This window comes from Paenibacillus sp. 01T424, assembly GCF_056398745.1.
The window spans coordinates 74,716-96,499 of record NZ_JBFTPZ010000021.1; the positions used below are offsets into that span (position 1 = coordinate 74,716).

Annotated in this window: 22 protein-coding genes; 4 read left to right on the top strand and 18 right to left on the bottom strand. The window is 42.4% G+C overall.

Features of this window, described 5'->3' with window-relative positions; genetic code table 11:
* Nucleotides 1–156: 156 nt before the first annotated feature.
* The 3 genes from AC1DPK_RS17155 to AC1DPK_RS17165 form a co-directional block, all read right to left on the bottom strand.
* Complete coding sequence (locus AC1DPK_RS17155) at nt 157–1,176, bottom strand: LacI family DNA-binding transcriptional regulator (protein ID WP_477511091.1); 1,020 nt, start codon at nt 1,174–1,176, stop codon at nt 157–159.
* A 221-nt stretch (nt 1,177–1,397) separates the two neighbouring features.
* Nucleotides 1,398–2,657: a glucuronate isomerase gene (locus tag AC1DPK_RS17160; protein WP_477511092.1), complete on the bottom strand. Its 1,260-nt coding sequence runs from the start codon at nt 2,655–2,657 to the stop codon at nt 1,398–1,400.
* Between the two features lie 113 nt (nt 2,658–2,770).
* A complete protein-coding gene (locus AC1DPK_RS17165) occupies nt 2,771–3,532 on the bottom strand; it encodes an SDR family oxidoreductase (protein WP_477511093.1) in 762 nt (253 codons plus the stop codon).
* A gap of 169 nt (nt 3,533–3,701) precedes the next feature.
* Here AC1DPK_RS17165 and AC1DPK_RS17170 point away from each other — a divergent pair, with 169 nt between their 5' ends.
* Nucleotides 3,702–4,700 (top strand): LacI family DNA-binding transcriptional regulator, encoded by a 999-nt coding sequence (locus tag AC1DPK_RS17170; RefSeq protein ID WP_477511094.1) that lies wholly within the window; start codon nt 3,702–3,704, stop codon nt 4,698–4,700.
* 88 nt (nt 4,701–4,788) lie between these two features.
* On the opposite strand, the gene AC1DPK_RS17175 is transcribed toward AC1DPK_RS17170, so the two are convergent.
* The 5 genes from AC1DPK_RS17175 to AC1DPK_RS17195 form a co-directional block, all read right to left on the bottom strand.
* A complete protein-coding gene (locus AC1DPK_RS17175; protein WP_477511095.1) occupies nt 4,789–5,631 on the bottom strand; it encodes a DNA alkylation repair protein in 843 nt (280 codons plus the stop codon).
* Between the two features lie 106 nt (nt 5,632–5,737).
* Nucleotides 5,738–6,373, bottom strand: a complete 636-nt coding sequence (locus AC1DPK_RS17180) for a Crp/Fnr family transcriptional regulator (protein ID WP_477511096.1) — start codon at nt 6,371–6,373, stop codon at nt 5,738–5,740.
* A gap of 41 nt (nt 6,374–6,414) precedes the next feature.
* The gene (locus AC1DPK_RS17185) at nt 6,415–7,323 is read right to left on the bottom strand and encodes an alpha/beta hydrolase (protein ID WP_441885320.1); all 909 of its coding nucleotides are present in this window, start codon (nt 7,321–7,323) and stop codon (nt 6,415–6,417) included.
* Between the two features lie 64 nt (nt 7,324–7,387).
* Nucleotides 7,388–7,687 carry a MerR family DNA-binding protein gene (locus AC1DPK_RS17190; RefSeq protein WP_477511119.1) on the bottom strand — a complete coding sequence of 100 codons (300 nt, stop codon included), beginning with the start codon at nt 7,685–7,687 and terminating at the stop codon, nt 7,388–7,390.
* Nucleotides 7,626–7,790, bottom strand: a complete 165-nt coding sequence (locus tag AC1DPK_RS17195; protein WP_477511097.1) for a MerR family DNA-binding transcriptional regulator — start codon at nt 7,788–7,790, stop codon at nt 7,626–7,628. Before AC1DPK_RS17195 ends, AC1DPK_RS17190 begins: the two co-directional genes overlap by 62 nt.
* Before the next feature lie 185 nt (nt 7,791–7,975).
* Between AC1DPK_RS17195 and AC1DPK_RS17200 the strand changes: the two genes are divergently transcribed.
* On the top strand, nt 7,976–8,944 hold the full coding sequence (locus AC1DPK_RS17200; RefSeq protein WP_477511098.1) for an alpha/beta fold hydrolase: 969 nt from the start codon (nt 7,976–7,978) through the stop codon (nt 8,942–8,944).
* A 46-nt stretch (nt 8,945–8,990) separates the two neighbouring features.
* On the opposite strand, the gene AC1DPK_RS17205 is transcribed toward AC1DPK_RS17200, so the two are convergent.
* The 6 genes from AC1DPK_RS17205 to AC1DPK_RS17230 all read right to left on the bottom strand — a co-directional run bounded on the left by AC1DPK_RS17205 (nt 8,991) and on the right by AC1DPK_RS17230 (nt 14,373).
* A complete protein-coding gene (locus AC1DPK_RS17205) occupies nt 8,991–9,725 on the bottom strand; it encodes an ABC transporter ATP-binding protein (protein ID WP_339203816.1) in 735 nt (244 codons plus the stop codon).
* A gap of 26 nt (nt 9,726–9,751) precedes the next feature.
* On the bottom strand, nt 9,752–11,077 hold the full coding sequence (locus AC1DPK_RS17210; protein WP_477511099.1) for a hypothetical protein: 1,326 nt from the start codon (nt 11,075–11,077) through the stop codon (nt 9,752–9,754).
* 18 nt (nt 11,078–11,095) lie between these two features.
* Nucleotides 11,096–11,869 carry a hypothetical protein gene (locus AC1DPK_RS17215; RefSeq protein WP_477511100.1) on the bottom strand — a complete coding sequence of 258 codons (774 nt, stop codon included), beginning with the start codon at nt 11,867–11,869 and terminating at the stop codon, nt 11,096–11,098.
* A 50-nt stretch (nt 11,870–11,919) separates the two neighbouring features.
* Complete coding sequence (locus tag AC1DPK_RS17220) at nt 11,920–12,291, bottom strand: GntR family transcriptional regulator (protein WP_477511101.1); 372 nt, start codon at nt 12,289–12,291, stop codon at nt 11,920–11,922.
* Nucleotides 12,292–12,430: 139 nt separating this feature from the next.
* Nucleotides 12,431–13,105, bottom strand: a complete 675-nt coding sequence (locus tag AC1DPK_RS17225) for a DUF6320 domain-containing protein (protein WP_477511102.1) — start codon at nt 13,103–13,105, stop codon at nt 12,431–12,433.
* Nucleotides 13,102–14,373 (bottom strand): alcohol acetyltransferase, encoded by a 1,272-nt coding sequence (locus AC1DPK_RS17230; RefSeq protein ID WP_477511103.1) that lies wholly within the window; start codon nt 14,371–14,373, stop codon nt 13,102–13,104. Before AC1DPK_RS17230 ends, AC1DPK_RS17225 begins: the two co-directional genes overlap by 4 nt.
* Nucleotides 14,374–14,495: 122 nt before the next feature.
* Here AC1DPK_RS17230 and AC1DPK_RS17235 point away from each other — a divergent pair, with 122 nt between their 5' ends.
* Nucleotides 14,496–15,317 (top strand): MerR family transcriptional regulator, encoded by an 822-nt coding sequence (locus AC1DPK_RS17235; protein WP_477511104.1) that lies wholly within the window; start codon nt 14,496–14,498, stop codon nt 15,315–15,317.
* A gap of 63 nt (nt 15,318–15,380) precedes the next feature.
* On the opposite strand, the gene AC1DPK_RS17240 is transcribed toward AC1DPK_RS17235, so the two are convergent.
* From AC1DPK_RS17240 to gap, 4 genes are read right to left on the bottom strand one after another with little or no spacing between them, the layout of a single operon-like run.
* Nucleotides 15,381–16,181, bottom strand: coding sequence for a pyruvate, water dikinase regulatory protein (locus tag AC1DPK_RS17240; RefSeq protein WP_339209700.1), 801 nt, complete (start codon nt 16,179–16,181; stop codon nt 15,381–15,383).
* Nucleotides 16,181–18,838, bottom strand: coding sequence for a pyruvate, phosphate dikinase (ppdK, locus tag AC1DPK_RS17245; protein WP_477511105.1), 2,658 nt, complete (start codon nt 18,836–18,838; stop codon nt 16,181–16,183). The genes AC1DPK_RS17240 and ppdK overlap by 1 nt, the downstream gene beginning before the upstream one ends.
* Nucleotides 18,825–19,004, bottom strand: coding sequence for a GapA-binding peptide SR1P (locus tag AC1DPK_RS17250; protein ID WP_477511106.1), 180 nt, complete (start codon nt 19,002–19,004; stop codon nt 18,825–18,827). The genes ppdK and AC1DPK_RS17250 overlap by 14 nt, the downstream gene beginning before the upstream one ends.
* Nucleotides 18,980–20,029: a type I glyceraldehyde-3-phosphate dehydrogenase gene (gene gap, locus AC1DPK_RS17255; RefSeq protein ID WP_477511107.1), complete on the bottom strand. Its 1,050-nt coding sequence runs from the start codon at nt 20,027–20,029 to the stop codon at nt 18,980–18,982. Before gap ends, AC1DPK_RS17250 begins: the two co-directional genes overlap by 25 nt.
* 286 nt (nt 20,030–20,315) lie before the next feature.
* Here gap and kynU point away from each other — a divergent pair, with 286 nt between their 5' ends.
* Nucleotides 20,316–21,602: a kynureninase gene (gene kynU / locus AC1DPK_RS17260; protein WP_477511108.1), complete on the top strand. Its 1,287-nt coding sequence runs from the start codon at nt 20,316–20,318 to the stop codon at nt 21,600–21,602.
* Nucleotides 21,603–21,784: the final 182 nt, after the last annotated feature.

The window sequence follows — 21,784 nt, forward strand, 5'->3', positions numbered from 1 at the left end:
GTACCTAAGGTTAGGCATTACTTTTTGAAAACGATTTCATAAATGGTTGCTGTCGCATAYGAGAACATGGAAGCCGTGTCTCTTGTATGCAAAGCGGCTATATTTTAAAATGGTATCGATTTCATTTTGTGAAAAAGAGATATTCATAATCTGAAATTATGATTGCACTCTTTTATAATTAGAAGAAGCACGAATGCACAGCTGAGAATCAACAACGACAATACGCTCATCGTCGTCCGCCATCTCACCCTTAATTTTCTTGATAAGCATTTCCGCAGCAGCATAGCCCATTTCAATCTTTAATTGATTAACCGTGCTAAGCTGAGGCACCAAATATCTCGAAACTCTTTCATTGTCTACGCCAAAAACAGCTAGATCCTGAGGGATTCTTACATTCGCTTCTCTGCACGCGGCATAAATGCCTAATGCCATCTCATCATTGGCAGAAAAAACAGCTGTGAACTTCTGCCCTGCATCCCAAAGGCGCTTTAAAGCTGAGTATCCGCCTTTTTTGTTGAAATCGCCATTTTCCACAAGCTCTGGCCGGAACGGAATTCCGTGTTTTTCTAATCCTTTGATGTAGCCTTCCAGACGATCCAAGCTATCGATAGCATCATTATAGCCGCTTATGAATGCTATATCTTTGTGCCCCTGCTCGATGAGATGCTCAATCACGTGCATGGCGACCTCTGTCGTATTCGTTTGGACGTTATAAATTCTGGAATCCAGGATACTGCGTCCAATAGACCCTATGACATAACCTCTTTCGAGCAGCTCCATAACCGTCTCTTTCGGCAGTAACGACTCAATCAGGATCATGCCGTCAACCGTTCTGTTCGTTAACATTTGAAGATATCCGAGCTCAATTTCTCTGCTGTTTTGGGTATCGCAGATAATGACTTTAAATTTCTCCAAATGCGCCTTGTTCTGAATTCCTTTTACTAAATTAGAGTAATAGGCAACCATAATATCAGGCACAATTATTCCAATAGTAAACGTTTTTTGCTGGCGTAGATTTTTGGCTGCAGCATTGGGAACGTAGTTCATCTGCTCAATAACCATGAGAACCTTTTCCCTCGTTTTGTTCTTAACGAGCGGGTTATTGTTTAACACGCGCGAGACAGTAGTCGGTGATACCYTTGCCGCTTTAGCTACATCAACGATATTAACATCCATAAGATTCGACCTTTGCTATAAATTTTGTCAGATATAAACAAATAAAGCGCTATCAAGTTGATATTTAATAATATATCAAATAATGAAATCGATTTCAATAGTTATTTTGAGCAATATTTCCAGTGTTTCCATATCCGCCATTGCCATAAGAAAAGGTGATCCACACCGCATTTTACGGATAGAATCACCTTGAGCATTTTTAATGAATAACCTTAAATGGATTACTCTTTGTCTAGGAAACGCCAGAAGTTTCGATTCAGCATATCATCCAGATCCCGCTTGATCTCCTCTTCTGTCACCGTCCATCCACTATGATGCAGCTTCTCGTATTTCGCTGCAAGAACATTGCCAATGATTTTTCTAGAATGCTCCCATTTGTAAATCAATTGCTCAAACACACGACAATCGGAGTGCTGAGGAATCATCGAAGTGCCTAGAAGCTCTATGCGGAAACGTGTCATTTCCTCAACCATCGATTCAATATGCAGAAACCACCAGCAGCCAAATATCATCAGATTCCGGAACTTACGGGCAAGCACTGTTAATTCATGTTGATTTTCTCTTGCCAGCATCGTGATGAGAAACTTCTGCTCGGGGTAACGGCGGCATAAAGCTTCCACTGCAGATACATCAGACAACATGCTCATATCGCCTGCTAATCTGAGTGATGGGTTCACCCGTCTGCGAACGCCAATCATTAACGCAAACGGAATACTTTTTGCTTGGCATACAGGGATCATAACCTCATCAATCATCTTGCTTCGATGATCATCGGCTGGATATTCAAAATCACCAGGCATCGACACGGCAAGATAAAGCGCATCCATCCGAGTAATCCATTCCGAGAGAAAACGTCTTGTTTCTGCCTTTGTCCGCTCAGACCATTCCGCTTGTACATCATAACCAAGATTTTGCAGCTCTTTCACCGCATGATCCCAATCATTAAGAAGCGCATCAACTCGCAGCGCTGCATAGAAACGGGCATCCGTTTTTCCTTTGCCTGACAGCCAAACGGGACGTTCAACAGGATCAAACGGATCGTTCGTCATGACGATTTTCTCAATTCCAGCGATCTGCATGACCGTATCTACCTGCTGTTCTACCGTACGCTTCGCAAGTGCTTGCCGGTAATCGTCCAGATTGCGTGAGGATACATCGAATCCAAGACGTTTAAGAATCGTAATAAATCCGCTTGCAGCTTCGCTTACAGGAGAATGATCAATGAACAGCTGCTTCCATATCCAGTCCGCCTGCTCACGCTTTGTCATCGACCAGAATTGGCTGTACTCCTCCTCTGACCATCTGAACGACTCTGAAATTAAGTAATGATAAGTCAACAGCTCATCGATGCCCCATAATAGCAGTTCCCCAAATTCAGGAGCATATAGATGCGTATGCATATCCGTAACAGGCGTGCTCATAGCTAAACGATCAACCGTCGCTTTAATATCTAGTAGGCTTGCAATGGTTTGAGTACTCATTTTCTTATCCCCTCTCTTATTGGCTTCAACCGTTTCCCCCAAAGCTTTATGCGCCTTATGTGTTCAAATGCAGTCGTTGTTGTCCGTTCCCTTTAGCTGTAAACGCGGTCTTATCATATCGTCATCGCACCAAATCCGCCATCCACGCGGAGGAATGAGCCGGTAACAAATGAAGACGCTTTGGATGAAGCCAAATAAACAACCGCGCCCTTCAGCTCATCCGGATTTCCGAAACGATTCATCGGCGTATGCTGCATAATCGACTCTACTCTTTCGGGTGAAAGTATTTTTTTGTTCTGCTCCGCCGGGAAAAAACCTGGAATAATAGCGTTAACTCTTACGCGGTCTGGCGCAAATTCGCGTGCTAAAAATTGCGTGATGCTGTTAACTCCTGCCTTCGATGCTGAGTAAGTAAACACGCGAGAGAGCGGTGGTGATGAGGAGACAGAAGAGATATTGATAATGGAGCCGCCGCTGCCCTGTTCAATCATTTGTTTACCGAACACTTGGCAAGCCAGCACAACACTCTTTAAATTGACGTCCATAATTCGATCCCATTCATCCATCTTCAAATCAAAGAAAGGCGTGGGGCTGTTTGTTCCTGAAGCATTTACAAGGGTATCTATACGTCCTCCCCATTGCAGAATATCGTTCAGCACCGCTTCTAGTTCATCTTTTTTTGTTGCATCTGCTTGCAAAGAGATCGCCGTTCCGCCGCTGCTATTTATTTGATTGCATACTAATTTTGCTTTCTCCATATCGCGGCCAACGATGGCTACTTTTGATCCCGCTTCAGCCAGTGCAGAAGCCATGGCACTGCCAAGGACACCATTTCCACCGATTACAACGGATACGGTATCTGTTAAATTAAACATGAGAAAACCACCTTATAATCGAAATAACAACGTTGTTATTTTTCATAATATCGCAATAAGCCCATACTGTCTACACCAATTATACCGCTTTCATTTGCATATTAATTGGACTATGATAGGATGTATGACTTATGATAATAGTCGTTAAAGTTCCTTTCGGAGGGAAGCTATGGTAACCATCAAAGATATCGCAGAGCGTGCAGGCGTCAGCTTTTCTACAGTATCCAAGGCACTTAGAGACAGCCCGCTCGTACAAAATAAAACGAAACAGCATATCCTTTCCATCGCCAAAGACATGGGTTATCAACCCAATATTGCTGCTCGAAGTCTCGTCTCGAGAAAAAGCGGCGCGATTGGCATCGTATGGCCATCAATAGAACGCGCAGCCCTATCATCCCTTCTTACACGGCTTAATGAGGAGCTCGAGAAATACGGCTATATCACGTTGCTGTCTATTAGCAACATCGAATCCGCGATCGAAACTTTTCGCCGCTATCAAGTGGATGCCATACTCGCCTTTGGAGACAGGGATAATAAACCTAATCCAATCGACTCCAGCGCCATGCAAATCCCAATTCTCACCTATGGTGCCGCTGACTATACGTCCTATTCCGCAGTCGATGTTAACCGTGGTCAAGCCATTCGGCTAGCGGTTCGTCACTTGGCAAATTTATGTCATAAAGAAATAGCATACATCGGGGAACCGAAGTCGCATGACCCGCTGCAAGCTGTAAAAATCGAAGCCTTTCAAGAAGAGATTAGACATCATGGGCTGAGTTTAACAGATGATTCCATTCTCCAAATGAACGGTTTAGAATTTCACGATGGTTATATTGCTGCACGAATGATGATGGACCGTCCTCTTCGACCAACAGCTGTCATAAGCGGCGGTATCGATCTCACTCGCGGCATCCTTCGCGCCGTCAGTGAACTCGGCCTCTCCGTTCCTCATGATGTTTCTGTCGTTAGTTACGATAATCTTCCGCAGATGGAGAATCTTGAGGTTCCAATGACCGTCGTAGGTGTTGCCCTCTCCTCCATCGCAGCGGCAATAGCCAAAACTATTCTTGAACTTATCGATGCTCCAAACATGATTAAGACGGTCCACTTGGAACCCGAACTTGTTTTGCGTGCTTCTACTTCTAAACGGTTTTTAAATGGTGAATAGGGCTGTCCCATAAAGTAGATAACACTACTTGAGGATAGCCCTATTGTTTGAATATGTATAAACTTTTTCCTCATTCCTGGGCTTAGCGTCACACCGGCAAGCTTCTTATCGCTTTTGCTACAATTCTTTTCGTTTCCTTCGCCTTTGAGCGCTCCAACCAGTCATTACAAATAGCTCTTACCCACTCAGGATTAGTTTTGCTAGCGTCATTCATCCAGTTGCCTACTGAATCCTGAACATATTTGGCTACATCGCTGTTCACAGCTTCTAATAGAGAAAGAGCCATAGCAGGATCTTCTTTCAGCTCAGCAATATGTTTAGCCCATACGCCTCGCGGTCGAGTGGATTCAATGGCAAATCTCCTAATATTCGCATCATGATCACGCACCCAATCTTCGAGTAAATGAAGTGCTCCCACTAAATCATTGGAAATGGATTCCCTTAGAGCCATCCAAGCAATTTCGCGAACGCCAAAATGGTGATCTGCCGCAAAAGGACGAATCGATGCAAGCTTCTCTACTAAACTTAGACGTTGATCCACTCCGATAATAAAAGCAGCCCAGCAGCGAACACTGTCTGATGGATGAGCAGCTAATTTGTCGTAAAGTTTAGACTGCTCTTCTTCTGCTAGTCGAGCGAATAAGCTAAGCCATTCCTTTGCGATAGCAGGTATGATTTTCATGATTTTTTTCTCGTTCAAATGTTTCAGCCTATCCAGAATGGGATCGGATTCTTGATCCAAACCAAGCTCGTTTAGTACATTTTGCAGCAGTACAATATGATCGACAACGAGCCATTCCGTCAAATTGACCGTCTCCAGTTTCCCCATATGAATCAGTTCTATCACTTCATTTGGAATATCGCTCAACTTTCTTGCACCTTTGCGGTATAAAATGGAGTCAGAAATGACCATCGCTTTCTCATTATTCATAACACGGTTCCCTCGCTTATACGACATTTAAAATTGGAAGTACGCCAAGCATACTTCTTATTTATAAGCGAAGATGTAATCTAGTTTACAACCCTTTCTACATAACCTAGCTTAGCATGTGTTTTTGTTCCGAAAGCTCTTGTAAGGCTACTGTTACCGCTTCTCTTGTCGCTCCAACCAGATTTGCAATTTCTTGATGTGAAAGAGGAAAATCAATTTTGCAATACTCATCCCTATCCATGCTCGTAATTCCAAATTGCTCAGAAAGTTTCATGAGAACATGCAAAATTTTATCATGAAGACCTCCTAGAGCTAAATTTTGTGTTAAACGACTCATCGCACTAATTCGATCACTTAATACCTGTAATAAATTCATCATGAAGCGAGGCCGCTGCATTAAAAAATTTTCAAACCTATCTTTACTCATCAAACAAATATGGCTTTCTTCAATCGTTTCAATATAGTGATCCCGTGTACCAAATGAAATGATATTCATCTCGCCAAATACATTTCCTTCACCTAATATATCCGAAGTAAATTGCTTGCCCTCCACACTCAGCTTATATAAACGAACCTTTCCCTTTTTCACAAAATAAAGCCCTTCTGAAAAAGATTCCGGTGTTTGAATAAATGTCTTTTTCGGGATAACGGTAATAGAGGTCATTTCATCCATCTCTATCAAGTCTTCTATTGTGAGTGAATGAAGCAAATTGAATTGCGATAAATATTGAATGTTATCCATTTCTCCTCCAGTTCGTTAAACAAGATGAAAAAATAAAGATTTTAAGACAGCTTCTTTTTCACAAAATGACCAATATGGTCGATAGCCTGCTGCGCTTCCGGAAGCATGTAGGCGAGAAAATGAAATACACTCCACATCTGATCCCATACTTCCAGCGTAACAGCGACACCTGCTGCTCTTGCTTGATCCGTAAACCGTGTAGAATCACTTAACAGAACTTCATGATCGCCTATTTGGATAAACAAATCGGGCAGCCCGCTCAAATTCATTCTAAGGGGGGATAAGAGCAGGATATCATCCGTACTGTTGCCTAAATATGTGTTCAATATCCTGCGATTGCCCTCCAAGCTCCCTGTAGGATCAAGCTCCGATCGAGTCATGTAGGATTCACCATCCAGATGAACTAGATCCGTATGCGGGGAGATGAGAAAAGCACCAGCTGGAAGCATCTCTCCTTGATCTCGAAGTGAAAGCAAGGTCATAAGCGCAAGGCTTCCGCCTACCGAATCTCCGCCAAATAGCATATTAGCAGCGGAATAACCGTTTTCAAACAACCAACGATAGGCAGTAAGGCAATCCTCGTTTGCAGCTGGATACGAATGCTCCGGTGCAAGTCTATATTCAATGACAAGCACTTTCACCCCACTGGATTTCGCTATTCTTGCTGTCAAATCACGATAGAATGCACAAGTGCCTGCTATAAAACCACCGCCATGGAAGTAAAGAATGACCTTCTTCACATCTACAGTTAAATTGGCAGGAGTAATCCATTCACCATATAGGTTTCCGATTACTACCTCTTGGACAATAATATCCGTATTCATTTGCATTGCAGCTGCGGTATTGTTCATTTCATTTCGTATTTTCTCCACTGGCATTTCACTAAAATTGCTCGTTTGTTTTAAAAAATGTTTAATCGCTGTAAGCTGTTCGATACTCGTTTTTTCCATGTAATACTCCTCCTACAGGCTTAATAACGTAAGTTTACAGCCTGTAGCATAGTACAACGTCAAGCTAAGATTCCATGTGAAGGATGTAGAGTGTTTGCTGCGTTTCCGGGTGCTTTTCTTCTGCTTGCAGATTTGTTTTCAAGCTTGCGAGCATTGCTAATGTTTGTTCTTGCCGTTCCATATCTAAACGGATTTTATCCATTTTTTTATCGATCACAGTCAAAAAATCAGCGAGACTAATTTGACTGCTGCTAGACTTTGTTAATGCTTTTTTGATTTCTTTTAACGTAAAACCACAAGCCTTAGCATTTTTTATAAACGTAAGATGACTTAATACTTGAGTACATCCGATAACCTGATTCAGAACGCATCGGCGCCGGAATTAGACCATGATTCTCATAGTATCTTAACGTTTCGATATTCACATTCGCCATTTTTGCAATTTGCCCTCGCAAATAACCGGTCATTTCAATCCCCCTCTTATGTTGGTTGAAAGATTATTCTGAAGAGACACACAGGCTGATCATAGGTCTTAACGTTTAATTAGAAAATAGCATTGTAGTTATGCCCAAACGAAAATGCTATAATATACTAATTATGGAACGAAAAAGTAAACAACTGAACAAATTTCAAAATCGATAAAGGATCAACCATGAACAAAAAAACTCGTAAACAAAAATTAAAAGTCATAATGAAAATCGTAGTGTCCGTTGTCGTTCTTTTATTAATAGGAGGAATGTGGCAATACAATATGATGAATAAAGAATCACAAATGTTTTTGCCGCAAGGAAAACGATATACAATAAACTCGCATGACATGCACGTATACAGTGTTGGAACTGCTGGTAGCCGAACCATTGTTTTTGTTGCTGGGTCTGGTACGCCTAATGCTTTTACCGATTTTTACTACTTACAAAACGAACTGCAACAATATGCGAGAACCGTAAGTTTTGACCATGCTGGTTTTGGTTGGAGCGCGCAAACACATATCCCAAGAACGATTGATACATTAGTTGATGAACTGCATGAATTGCTTAAAAAATCAAATGCAACCGCGCCCTATGTTTTAATTGGACACTCGCTCGCATCATTAGAGGTGCTTCGTTTTGCACAACGATACCCTGATGAAGTTGAGCAAATCATTTTATTAGATGGCGGCAGCCCTGATTATTATGCAAATGCTGGGGAGTTGCAGCCCTATTTGATAAATCGCTTTATGGCAGGTCTGCGTGTAACTGGAATAGCTAGAGCTTTAGGAAATATAGGCGTTTTACTTCCATTTACCGCTGAGAACATACGTAATCAACGGCTCCCTATCGCATGGAAAGCCACTGACTTAGCCATGTATTATAATCATATTGGAGAGTCCAATAATTTGAGTTTCATAAAAAATGTGAATGAGAATGCTCGTGCTGTATTAGATGGCGGTTACTTAAAAGACACCCCGCTGCTTATTTTATCTTCAGATAGTGGACGCGAATGGGCGAAAGTGCAGCGACAGCTTTTACAATGGTCTAGCCTTAGTAAGCAAGAAACCATTCCTGATTCTGAGCATTACATTCATTGGTCTAATAGAGAAAAAATATTGCAAAAAATAGTGAACACAATTAATAATAATTAAAGCTAATTTTTAAAAATATGGCATTCATACTAAAAACCTTCTTCAACTATTTCTCGGGAAATGAATCATCCAAAGCTTCCTTATATTTATTCTCTTTGTAGCCAATAACCTCAGACATGACATCACTTATACTTTTGCCTTGTTCTCTCATCTCGTCTATATAAAAGTCCGCTTTAATTCTGCCCTTATGAACAATAATGGCACGGTCGATAACATGCTCAATTTCTTCTATTAAATGTGTCGTGAGCAGGATCGTCTCATCGCCTTTTAAATTGGAAACCATCAGCTTTAAAAAATCCTTTCTAGTGAACATATCTTTGCCCTGAAAAGGTTCGTCCATCAGCATATATTTTGCGTCCTTAGCAAACCCCGCACAAATTTCAAGTTTCAGCTTTTGCCCTTTGGAGAATGTTTTGATTTTTTGCTGCGGTTCAAGCTCATAAAAGCTGATTAGCTTGTCAAAATGTTTTCTATTGAATCTAGGAAAAAAACCAGCCAAAAACTCTGCATACTGAACAGGTGTTAGATCAGGAAGAAAGCTGCCCTCTTCCGTAATCAATGCAATGTTGTCATACTGCTCCGTTACTGGTCTGCCTTCTACTGTTATGGTTCCGTTCTGAATTTCTCCAATCCCCATGATTGCCTTCAGCAATGTTGTTTTTCCGCTGCCGTTTCCGCCAAGAATACCAACGATTTCACCTTTGTTTATCGTTAAGCTATCCACGTATAAGTACTCACTGCTTCCAGGATAGCGCTTTTCCACATATTTCAGCTCGATCATCCATGCCCCTCCTGCCTGCAAACCTTTTATTCAATCTTGAGGTTATCGTAATACCTATACTCTGATTGGCTGTATCCAAACCCACCTGGCAGCGGCGATAGATTCATCGCTCTAATATTATCGTCATTCAGATCAGTCATAAGCTCGCCTTTGTAGATCAATGTAGAGGCTTGATACACATAAATCATAAATCGTTTAGGAAGCACAATATCATATTGAAACTGACTTACATCTTTAGGCTTGCTTCTCATTGTTTTGACGACATATAACTTATCGTTACGAAAGCTCATCGCGAGCATACCGCTGAAATTGTCCTCTTCTCCGTCCGCAAAGATTTCTTTTATCGTTTCGTTTAATTTCATTTCACTCGATAAATGAAAACTAAACATTGTTTTATTATTATTATTGGCAACAGCATCCTCTGCTGAAGAGGATCGGCTAAAACTCAGATTTAGCGTGTTCTGATCGTGATCGCTAAATGCTTCATAGTTTTCATAATAGGTATCCCCGCTCGGATTATTGAAAGAGCTCGCTCGATCCCGTCCTGCCAAGTAAAAATGAGGAACTATTGTCTCACCTAATTGCTTCCCGCTGATACTGTCATATGCACGAATAATAAGCTGGTTATCTTCAACTGCAATTAATGCCAAGCTGCTGCCAACGGCTTCTAATCCAATAATTTCAATGCTTGAATTTGGATTGTCTTTGTTTTTATCCAGGCTGAAGGTTGCCACGGTACGCGGCTCCTGCCCTTTGTCTCCGGTTATGCCTCGATAACCCCAATTATCTGAAAACTTTAACTCATAGATTCCGTTCTCTCCTGTGTAATGCGTTGTCGTTGGCAATGTAAAATATACGTTATCGCCAATTTTGGCAAGTCCATATTCGAGAGCATTCGTATAAGTGACGCTATTATCCTTCTGATCCGCTCTATTATAATGAACAGGCGGGCTAACCGTTGCCGTACCGATAGGAATGGGAATTGCGTTCCTTCGATCACGAGCAACGATTTCAAAAAGCGGTCCAGTATTCGAAATATCATATTCAATGCCATTCATTATTTTAGCATTTCCCGGAATAAATCGTTTTGGGGTTTGCTGCTGCATCTGCTCAAATAACACGGTACTCGTTTTCACTTGACCTTTCTCAATACGGAAGCTAGTGCGATGGCTCCCATCCTTCAGCTCTCCACTTATGACTGCATCCTCAATTGCTTGACGTGAACCCTGCAAATCTTTTAAATAAAATGTCCCTTGATCCTTCTTCGCGTAGATACTGCCGGACATTATCCCTATGACAGCTATCGCTGCAATTAACGCAACGAGAACTGCATGGTTTTTCAGCTTTTTCATAGCGATTCCATCCCTTTCTTAAGCGATAGCTGCTTTTTTTATTAGCTTGATGCTGTGCCATATGAATAATCCACTTAAAATAAGCATAATTGAACTGCTAATATACAAATGACTTGGTGCTGCATAAGAATAGGATTCACTCATTCGATAGCTCAGCACTTTAATTACCACTATAACCGCGGCTCCAATAGCGACTAAACCCCAGTACCTTTTGCTTCGTTCGCATAAAGCCCCGTAATATAGAGCTGTTGTGATCATAAATAAAATACTTGCTGATGATATGATTCTGCTTAGGTTTAATGGCATGATGATTCGAAAAAAATCAGAACGGATAACAGCTAAAAAAAGTCCATTTGTCATCGAAAAGCGGCCTCCACCATAGCTCGTAAACTTCGCCGATACCACATCGTATCCAAGCTTTATGCTAATTAGCTGCGACCCGAGCAGCATGAGCAAGCAAATGAAAAAAACAACGATTTTGCTAAAATAAATCGATTCACGCCTTACAGGTAGTGATAAAAACATGTATATACTTTTACTGCCCCAATAACCTGCATAAATCGTCTTTAAGAAAAATCCGCATGCTGCTGCTATGCATAGGAGGAATACGATGATGCAGCCTGAAGAGGCATAAATATGTTCATAGCGCTCGTGAACGGTATATTCACCATAGTCTTTGACAAACATGTGGAGCAGATAAAGAGGGATAACGATTACAGCTGTGCAAAGCAGCATAATCGCTTTCAACCAGGTTGAAAATTCATATTGCAGCAGTCGATAAAAGGTTCTCATAATACCACCTCAATTGTATTATAGTAGTAGTACAGATACGCCAAAAAAAACTATTCCCAACGCTCGCTAATGAGAGAAATGACTTGTTGGAACGACAAATGAATCTCCTTAGCGGAGCCAATAAACGCTTTCACTAACTCATCCGTCAGCTCAGCTTCAATTTGCTTTAAGATCGCCTCATCTACATAAATGGCACTGCCGAGCGTACTGCTCGTGCGAACATAACCTTCATCCTCCATAAGCTTAAAAGCCTTTTGCACTGTATTCGGATTAATGTTCAGTTGTGCAGCTATTTCTCGCCTAGACGGCAGCTTATCTCCCGATTCAACTCTCCCCAGCAGTATTTGCCTCTTCACATACAATGCGGCCTGCACGTATACGGGCTCCTTGTTGTTTAGCTTTAATTCATAAAAATTTAGCACGTACACATCACCTGCCTTATCTCTTGGCTGTATTATTGCACTAGTACAATTTAATTGTCAATATGTAACAAAAAAAGGAGCATGATTTTGAGATTTGCTCCTTTTCTTCGATGATATGAAATAAACCTTTCTAAACCTTTTAAAAATGAAACCGTTTCTTTATTTCTGCTTTAAATTGCCGATCCGAAAAAATAATCATGCCGATGATCGTGAGCAATGAGTACACAATCGCTGCCACACTTGGCCAAATGACATCCGCTAATTGAAAAATAAATAAAATCGCAGGACATAGGCTGATGAAAAACATCGCTAATAAATAACCGATATCATTATGCCATAACGATTTTTTTATAATGGCGAGCAGAGTCATCATAAAAGTTGCTGCCATACCAAAGAGCGGAATGGCATAGGTGGTTGACCACTTCATAAACCCAACAAAAATATCGATTACGAGTAAAAAAAGCGCTAATATTGCGTAATGAAACAATATCTTTTTGCCGATATGCGCCTTTGACAATATCGTATCTTTGACGATCACCCATGCATAGATTAACCCGGTCGTCACAATCGCAGACCACAATTTAGGATTGAGCTGCAACGTTAATAAATTAATCGTAATCGAGAGTACAATAGCCGATATCGTTAAAAATATAAACAGCTTCGTTCGTGTAAATACGGCTGTTTCTTGATGTAATTTTGCATAGGAGGGGTACTCTGATGCACTATTCCCACGATTCCCAAGAGGCCTCGAGCATAACGGACAATAGTCGTGCTGGTCATCAACACTCACATTGCATCGATTGCATAACCTCATCCGTTCCTCCCCCAATCATTTGAATATACTCTCACGTCAAGCCCAGCCTGAGTCGCTAAATAAGAGAAAAAATATTGCAGTATATCGGCTTCTACAATACTTCTCGTAAACGTAATCGTCAGCTTATCATTAACCGTACAGACGCCGCAGCTTACTGGGCTTTTATTTGATGGATAGACTACAGCCTCAATAACGTCGATATAGTCATACATTTGCTGCGGAAAAATGATGTTGCCAACATTGGATAACGTCATCGTTCTTCTGCTTTCTCCTAATGTGCGAAAACCAAAATCAACAAACCAGCTTTTGAGAAACAGCGGAATAAAAAGAGTAGCTTTGTTGCGTTCGAGCGCTACATTGTTATAAATAATATTTTGCAAATTTTCTTTTCCTGTTTTCTGCTTTAACATTTCATTTACTCGAATAATGAGCTCATCAAATGAAGCGTCCTCGGTTACTTTTATTCCGATATTTACAACGCCAAAAAAATTGCGAAGCGTTCGCGACGGGAAGGCTTTGCGTAAATTGGCTGGAATAGATATGACCACCGGGGCATTTTGCTCACTAAATTTAATCCTTGTTTGATAAATCGAGTAAATGAGCAATGTCGTTAAATACGCTGTTATCGTACAGCCCTTTTGCTTGGCAAGTGCATTCAATGCAGAAGCACTAACAACGCCGTGCACCACATTGTTTCCGAAGTGCTCAAAGCGTGTACCTTTAACATGATAAGATTTGCTCGTTATCACTCGTTCAACATAACAATCCTGGTAATACCTGCGAAAGCTGTCCTCCATATCAAGCACATCCACTCCAGTATCCGCGAGCAAAATTTTTCCTTCAGGATCGATGTTTTTCCCCAAATATATGAGGTAATAGTATAAAAGTGATTTTAAAAATTCAATGGTTCCATTGCCATCCGTAAGGGAATGAAAAACTTCAATCGATACTCTATTTTGATAATATAAAACCTTAAATAAGTAGCCGTTATTCGTATTCGGATCAATATCCCGGCATGGATACTGCTCGTCCTCTTCTATCACAATTTTCTCCGTATTTTCATCCAAGTAATTCCAAAACACACCTTTACGTAGCTTAACGGTAAACATCGGAAAACGATCAAATACGGTATCAGCCGCTCTCTGCAAGGCGTCAGCATCTATTCTATCCTTCAATACAGCTGAAATTCGATAAACTGAAGTGTTTTTTGTATTCGTAACGGATGGAAAAAGCTTTGCAGCATTATCGAGCTTATACCATTTGTTCAATTGGAATTTCTTCCTTTCTAGATTCATGCTGTTTAGCTCTTGTTTGTATATTCAATCGAATTTAATTACAATGAAAATCATAAACTCTTGTGTAACATAAGAGTCAATAGGAGCAGATTGACATGAGGACATACTACTCTATCGGAGAAACAGCCAAACGAAGCAGCACGACCATAGAAACCTTACGGCATTATGACAGAATTGGCTTGTTGAAGCCTGCAAAAGTAGATGTTCACACGGGTTATCGCTATTATTCAGATGAGGAATTGGTTTATCTGAACGTGATTAACTTTTGCAAACAACGAAGTATGCCTTTGAACGATATTAAAGAGTTGTTCGCAAATGACCATTATGAATATATTATTCCTTGTCTGATAGCGACTGAAGATAAAATAGATCAGGAAATTAAACAGCTGCAACAAACTAAAAAATTGCTTTTAGCTTTGAGAGAACAGTATGAAACGCGTACGACACTCATACCTGAGCAGCTTTCCGATCATATTTTTTCAAGCAAAATGATTCCAAAAAGAATGATCTTAACGTTTCCTTCTATCCAGCAGCCGAGCATTGAAAATTTCCAGCAGCTGCAAGATCTGCTCTTGCAATATAGCAGTGACGGCGAGGGAGATTCATTTATTTTCGAACATACAGCATTTATATTGACGACATTAGAGAAAGAGCAGTCTGAAAACCATTCTGTCCTATTTGGTGTCTGTGAAAAGTGGCCTGCTGAGGCAGACAATATGGCCGTATTGCCAGCCGGAACGTATATTTATGGTTATTGCTCAGAAGAGCAAAAACCATTGGCCATGCAAAATATGATAAATGATGCAAAAACGAAATATGATGCTGAACTAGCATTTATTGTCCAATCGGTTATTTTTACAGGCATTTTTCAGTGGGTATATGAGCTTCAAGCGTTATTGGTGCCCTGTTCAGAGTAAAATGCAAACGGGACTGTCTCTCAAGGTCATAGACCTTAAGGGACAGTCCCGTTTTTTGTAAAATTAAATATAGTCCATAATAAGTCCAGCCGTTTCTTCTATCGCTTTGTTCGTCACATTGATAACGACGCAGCCTATTTGCTTCATTAACGCTTGCCCGTATTCCAGCTCTTCTATAATACGCTGAAATGTTGCATATTGGGACCCCGTAGGAAGTCCAAGCACTTTCAACCGCTCCGTACGGATATTCAGAATATGCTCAGCATCCATCGTAAGTCCAATGATGCGGCGGCTTGGAATTTTGAATAGCTCCATAGGTGGATTGACCTCTGGCATGATGGGCAAGTTCGCGGATTTTATGCCTTTATGCGCCAAATAGATACTTAACGGCGTTTTTGATGTACGGGATACGCCAATCAGAACGACTTGGGCTTGCAGCATGCCGCGAGCATCCCGACCGTCATCATATTTGACCGCAAACTCCATCGCTTCTATTCTCCGGAAGTAATCCTCATTCATTTCATGGAGCAAGCCCGGTTGTCGTTTAGGTGTATTTCCATACGTGTCCACGAACGCCTGAAGCATCGGACCCATAATATCTACTGCGCGAATTTGAAATCGTGTGGCTTCTGCTTTCATCATTTCCCGCAGTTCAGGCTGGACTAGCGTATAAGCAATAAAACCACCTTTTTCTGCCGTTTCCTTAACAACTTGCCGAACCTCATTTACGCTTCGTATATTGCTAAACCGCCTGACCGTAACTTGCTCTGGGTTAAATTGACGAATGGTCGCCTGAGCAACCGCCTCGGCCGTTTCGCCAATTGAATCAGAGCAAATGACTAAATATTGCTGCTCATTGTGCATCATTGTTTTCCGAATTTCAGCTTGGCTTGAGCCGCAGCTATTCTTGCCAGAGGCACCCGGTAAGGGGAACAGCTGACATAATCTAATCCCGCGTTATGGCAGAAAAAGATCGATTCCTTATCCCCGCCATGCTCCCCGCAAATGCCTGTTTTGAGCTGCGGTTTACGCGATCGGCCTTTCTGAACAGCCCATTCGACTAAGAGGCCAACCCCTTCGGTGTCCAGCACCTGAAATGGATTTACGGGTAATATCTCATGGTCAACATAGTGACTGAGAAACTTGCCCTCCGCATCGTCCCGACTATAGCCGAAGGTCATTTGTGTCAGATCATTTGTACCAAAAGAGAAAAAGTCAGCATGCTCGGCAATTTTGTCTGCGGTTAACGCCGCTCTAGGCACCTCAATCATCGTCCCTATTTTATAGGATATGTGTTCTTTATTTGGGCCAAGCACCGTATCAGCGGCACCTTCAACGAGCGATCGCATCACTTTCAGCTCGTTCGCATGCCCCACAAGAGGAATCATAATTTCAGGTAAAACTTGAATGCCTCTATTTTTACAATTCAGTACAGCATGGAATATCGCAATGGCTTGCATTTCGTAAATCTCGGGGAAAAGAATGCCTAAACGACAGCCTCGTTGTCCAAGCATCGGGTTCATCTCTTGCAGATTGCGCACCTTACGTATAAGAGCATCCAATGCTTGCTTTTCGCTGACATGCTCGTGAACATTTGCAGCTAGGAGTATTTGCTGCTGTCTCACGACCAGCTCCTCCAAATGCGGTAAAAATTCATGTAAAGGTGGGTCGAGCAGCCTTATTGTTACAGGAAAACCATTCATCGCGGTAAATATACCTTCGAAATCGCTTTGCTGCATCGGGAGAAGCAGATCGAGTGCTCGTTGCCGCTCCTCCTTCGTATCTGCCAGGATCATGGCTTGAACGACAGGCAAGCGCTCCGCGGACATGAACATATGCTCCGTTCTGCATAAACCGATGCCTTCTGCGCCGAATGCTCTTGCTTTCTTCGCATCCTCCGGTGTGTCGGCATTCGTTCGAACGGCCAAATCGCGGACTTCATCTGCCCATTCGAGGAGCTCCTCCAGCTCCACGCTTATTTCTGGTTCTTTGAGCGTCACTCCTCCCAAAATAACGCGACCAGTGGAACCGTCCAACGTAATCCAATCGCCTTCACGTACCGTGATTTCGCCGGCAGTGAATAACGCCGCATCTTTATCGATGCGAACTTCCTCGCAGCCGCATACACATGGCTTGCCCATTCCCCGAGCCACGACAGCGGCGTGGCTTGTCATCCCCCCGCGGCTTGTTAACACGCCTTCGGCAGCGATTACGCCGTGAATATCTTCCGGACTTGTCTCTGCGCTAACAAGCACAACCCTTCTACCTTCGCGCACCCATTCCTCAGCCTTGTCAGCATCAAAAACAACTTGCCCTGTAGCTGCTCCCGGCGAGGCTGGCAGTCCCGTTGCCAGCACATCCAGCTTAGCATCCTCATCAATCGCTCGGTGAAGCAATTTATCCAAATGCTCCACCTCTATTCGAGCGAGCGCCTCCTCCCGCTTCAGTATGCCTTCCTTGGCAAAATGAACAGCTAGCTTAACCGCTGCTTGTGCCGTTCTTTTCCCATTCCGTGTCTGCAAAATGAACAGTGAGCCGTTCTCCACCGTAAATTCAATATCCTGCATATCCTTATAATGAGCTTCCAGCTTTGCCGCTGTTTCTACAAGTTGTTTAAATACTGCTGGCATTTCCTGCTCCAGCTTTGCAATCGGCAGAGGTGTTCGCACGCCAGCGACAACGTCCTCACCTTGGGCGTTGATCAAGTACTCCCCGTAGAGCATCTTGGCGCCCGTTGAAGGATTCCGGGTAAACAATACACCTGTTCCGCAGTTATCCCCCATATTGCCGAACACCATCGATTGAATATTTACTGCTGTTCCTTGATACTCTGGAATGTTATACGCTTTCCGATAGACGATTGCCCGCTGATTGTTCCACGAACGAAATACCGCTTCGACGGCTAGCTCAAGCTGGGTGTAAACATTTTGCGGAAACGTTTTTCGCGATTTAGCTTCTATTAACTGTTTATAAGAAACAATCAATTCCATCCAAGCTTCAGCCGGCAAATCCTTATCATCTTCTATAGATCTGCTTAGCTTCAATTGATGCAGCAGTGATTCAAAATATAAACCTTCGATATCAAATACGACGTTGCCGAACATTTGGATGAGTCTTCTATAACAATCATAAGCGAAACGCGGGTTTCCCGTTTGACGAGCAAGCGCCTCTACCGTAACATCGTTCAGCCCTAGATTAAGAATAGTGTCCATCATTCCAGGCATTGAATTAACCGAGCCCGAGCGGACTGATACCAGCAGTGGATTCTCATCCCCACCGAATGATTGTCCTTTCAGCTTTTCCACTTTCATTAAAGCATTCCGGATTTCCACGAATAGACCTTCCGGCAAAAGCTGCCCTCCAGCATAATAAGCTCTGCAAGCCTCCGTTGTAACTGTGAACCCAGGAGGAACTGGAAGTCCGGCATTCGTCATTTCTGCTAAATTCGCACCTTTTCCTCCGAGCAAATGCTTCATCCCTGCGTTGCCTTCATGAAAGAACAGCACTCTATTGCTCGTCATCACTCATGCCTCCTTGTATTCCCCCGGAATTGTAATTCGTGCAATTGGCTTGACCGCACTCCAAGTAATAGACCGTTACTTTTTCAGTATCCAAGGTATCAATGACTGAATCGCAATGCTTACAGAGTATCACTCCCATTTTCACCTTGCAGCGGTTTGTTTCCATCCCTCTACACCTCCGATAGAATGTGGATTGCATGCCCATTGCGCCAAATCCATGACTCTGCAGGAATAAGCCCACTCATTGTCATACCATGCCAAAACCTTTAATTGGTCTCCGCTCACCATAAGAGATGAACCATCAATAATAGCTGAAAACTCATTACCAATGTAATCCGTTGAAACAAGCGGTATATCGACTACATCAAGATAAGATTTTAAGTTCGTCGCAGCGGAAAATACAAAAGCTTGTTTTACTTCCTCATATGAAGTCTTTTTGGCCAGATGAACTGTCAAATCAACAAGTGATACATTAGGAGTCGGAACACGTACCGAGATACCTTGAACGAGCGAAGCTAAGTGCGGCAGTACATCAGTAAGCGCTTTACCTACTCCCGTTGAAGTGGGGATAATGGATTGTGCACATGCACGCGCACGTCTAAGATCTTTGTGAGGATTGTCCATATGATTCTGATCACTGGTGTAGGAATGTATCGTAGTCATCCAGGCCTGCTTTATGCCATAAGCTTGATCTAGCACATCTAGTACTGGAGCAACACAGTTTGTCGTACAAGAGGCTGCGGAGATAATGCGATGTCGATTCGAATCAAAGCGATGCTCGTTAACTCCCATCACAACCGTAAGGTCGGCTCCCTTGCAAGGAGCAGTAATCAGTACCGTCTCGGCACCTGCCGCAATATGTTTTGATGCACCTTCACGATCAGTAAACTTACCCGTCGCATCAATTGCCAGCCTTACGCCAAGCTCCTTCCAAGGAAGCCGCGAAGGATCTTTTTCCGTCAAATATTTAATCTTATTATTATTAATCAGGAGATCTCCATCTTGTACAGATACATCTGCATCCCAGATGCCATGTACCGTGTCATATTTTAATAAATGTGCAATGGTCTCAACAGGATAGGTTGAGTTGACCGCTTTAACCCTCAGTCCTTTCATTTTTTTGGAAAAAGCTCTGCGTATAAGTAATCTGCCAATTCTACCCGTGCCGCTAATGCCTACTCCAACCTCCATTACCATTACCCCCTGTTATGATTTGAATCTATATAATACATAACATATAAATAATTAGTACGCAATATATAATTATATAAGACGCATAAATCGCATATTATTTACTAAGTTTTTATATATGCGTCATATACTGAAGTGAGTATGAATGTTAAGACGATTTACGCACGCCACTTGATCGACTCTTTTTGTTGATTGTACACCATTTTGAATAATATTGACACCATGTCATAATTATAATATAGTTATCTAAACAATAGTAGAATTTACTCAAGAAGAGGTGACATAATTGAAAGCGATTACGCAGGATTATTCGTTAGAGTACGCCAAACAATTAGATCATATGGATGAGCTGGCACATTTGCGCGAAGAGTTTTATGTACCTGATGGCATGATTTATTTAGACGGAAATTCGCTTGGCCTCATTTCCAAACGCGCTGAACGAACGATGCTTGAGATGCTTGAGTCTTGGAAAACACAAACGATCGATGGTTGGACCCAGGGCGAGCGCCCATGGTTTTTCTTGCCTGAATCCCTTTCCAAACAGATGGCTGCCCTTGTCGGGGCAGATGCGGAGGAAGTGATTATAACAGGTTCTACATCGACGAATATTCATCAGCTTGTGTCGACCTTCTATCAACCATCAGGCAATCGTACGAAAATAATGGCAACTGATCTCGATTTTCCGACCGACATTTATGCTCTACAAAGCCAGCTTCGCCTAAAAGGGTATGATCCCGAGACACATCTGGTTCGTGTAGCCAGCCGTGATGGCCGGATGATTGAAGAAGAGGATATTATCGCAGCAATGTCCGAGGAGATCTCTGTTATACTGCTTCCTACCGTTCTATATAGAAGCGGACAATTACTAGATATTAAACGTCTAACAGCAGAAGCACATGCTCGTGGTATTATAATTGGGTTTGATGGCTGTCATTCGGTAGGCTCTATTCCTCATTATTTCAGTGATTGGGACGTGGATTTTGCGCTGTGGTGCAATTATAAATATTTGAATGGCGGACCGGGCGGCGTTGCCTCTCTTTATGTGAACAAGAAGCATTTTGGCCGTGTTCCTGGTTTAACGGGTTGGTACAGCTCTAATAAAAGCAAGCAATTCGATATGGAGCACAATTTAACAGTCGAGCACACTGCAGGCGCTTACCAAATCGGAACGCCGCATATATTCAGCATCGCACCGCTCATTGGAGCATTGGAAATTTTTGAAATGACTTCGATCGAACAAATTCGCGAGAAGTCACTGCATATATCACGCTACATGGTTGAGTTAATTAATCATGAGCTGCCGGGTCTTGGTTATGTGCTTGCAAATCCACAAGAGGATGACCGCCGCGGCGGCCATATCAGCTTGGAGCACGATGAGGCGATTCGAATATGCAAAGCTCTGAAGCAAAATCATGTCATCCCCGACTACCGTTCTCCGAACGTCGTGCGCCTTGCACCAGTTGCTCTCTACACGACCTATGCAGATGTTTGGCAAACTGTACAAATTCTCAAGAACATCATCGTAGAGAAGCAATACGAAGCATTTGATACCAAACGCGGCGTTGTTGCCTAGTTGACTAACCGAATAACAATTGTAACGAAGCCCCCTCTCCGCAAATAGTGGAACGGGGGCTTTTGAAGAAAGACGGTAGACATTATTACGGAGTTTATTAATAGTATGGAATGAGTTTCAATCACCGTATAAAAACGCATTTAGTCAGCCTACTCCCCCATCCCTCCTCCTACATGTTCTAA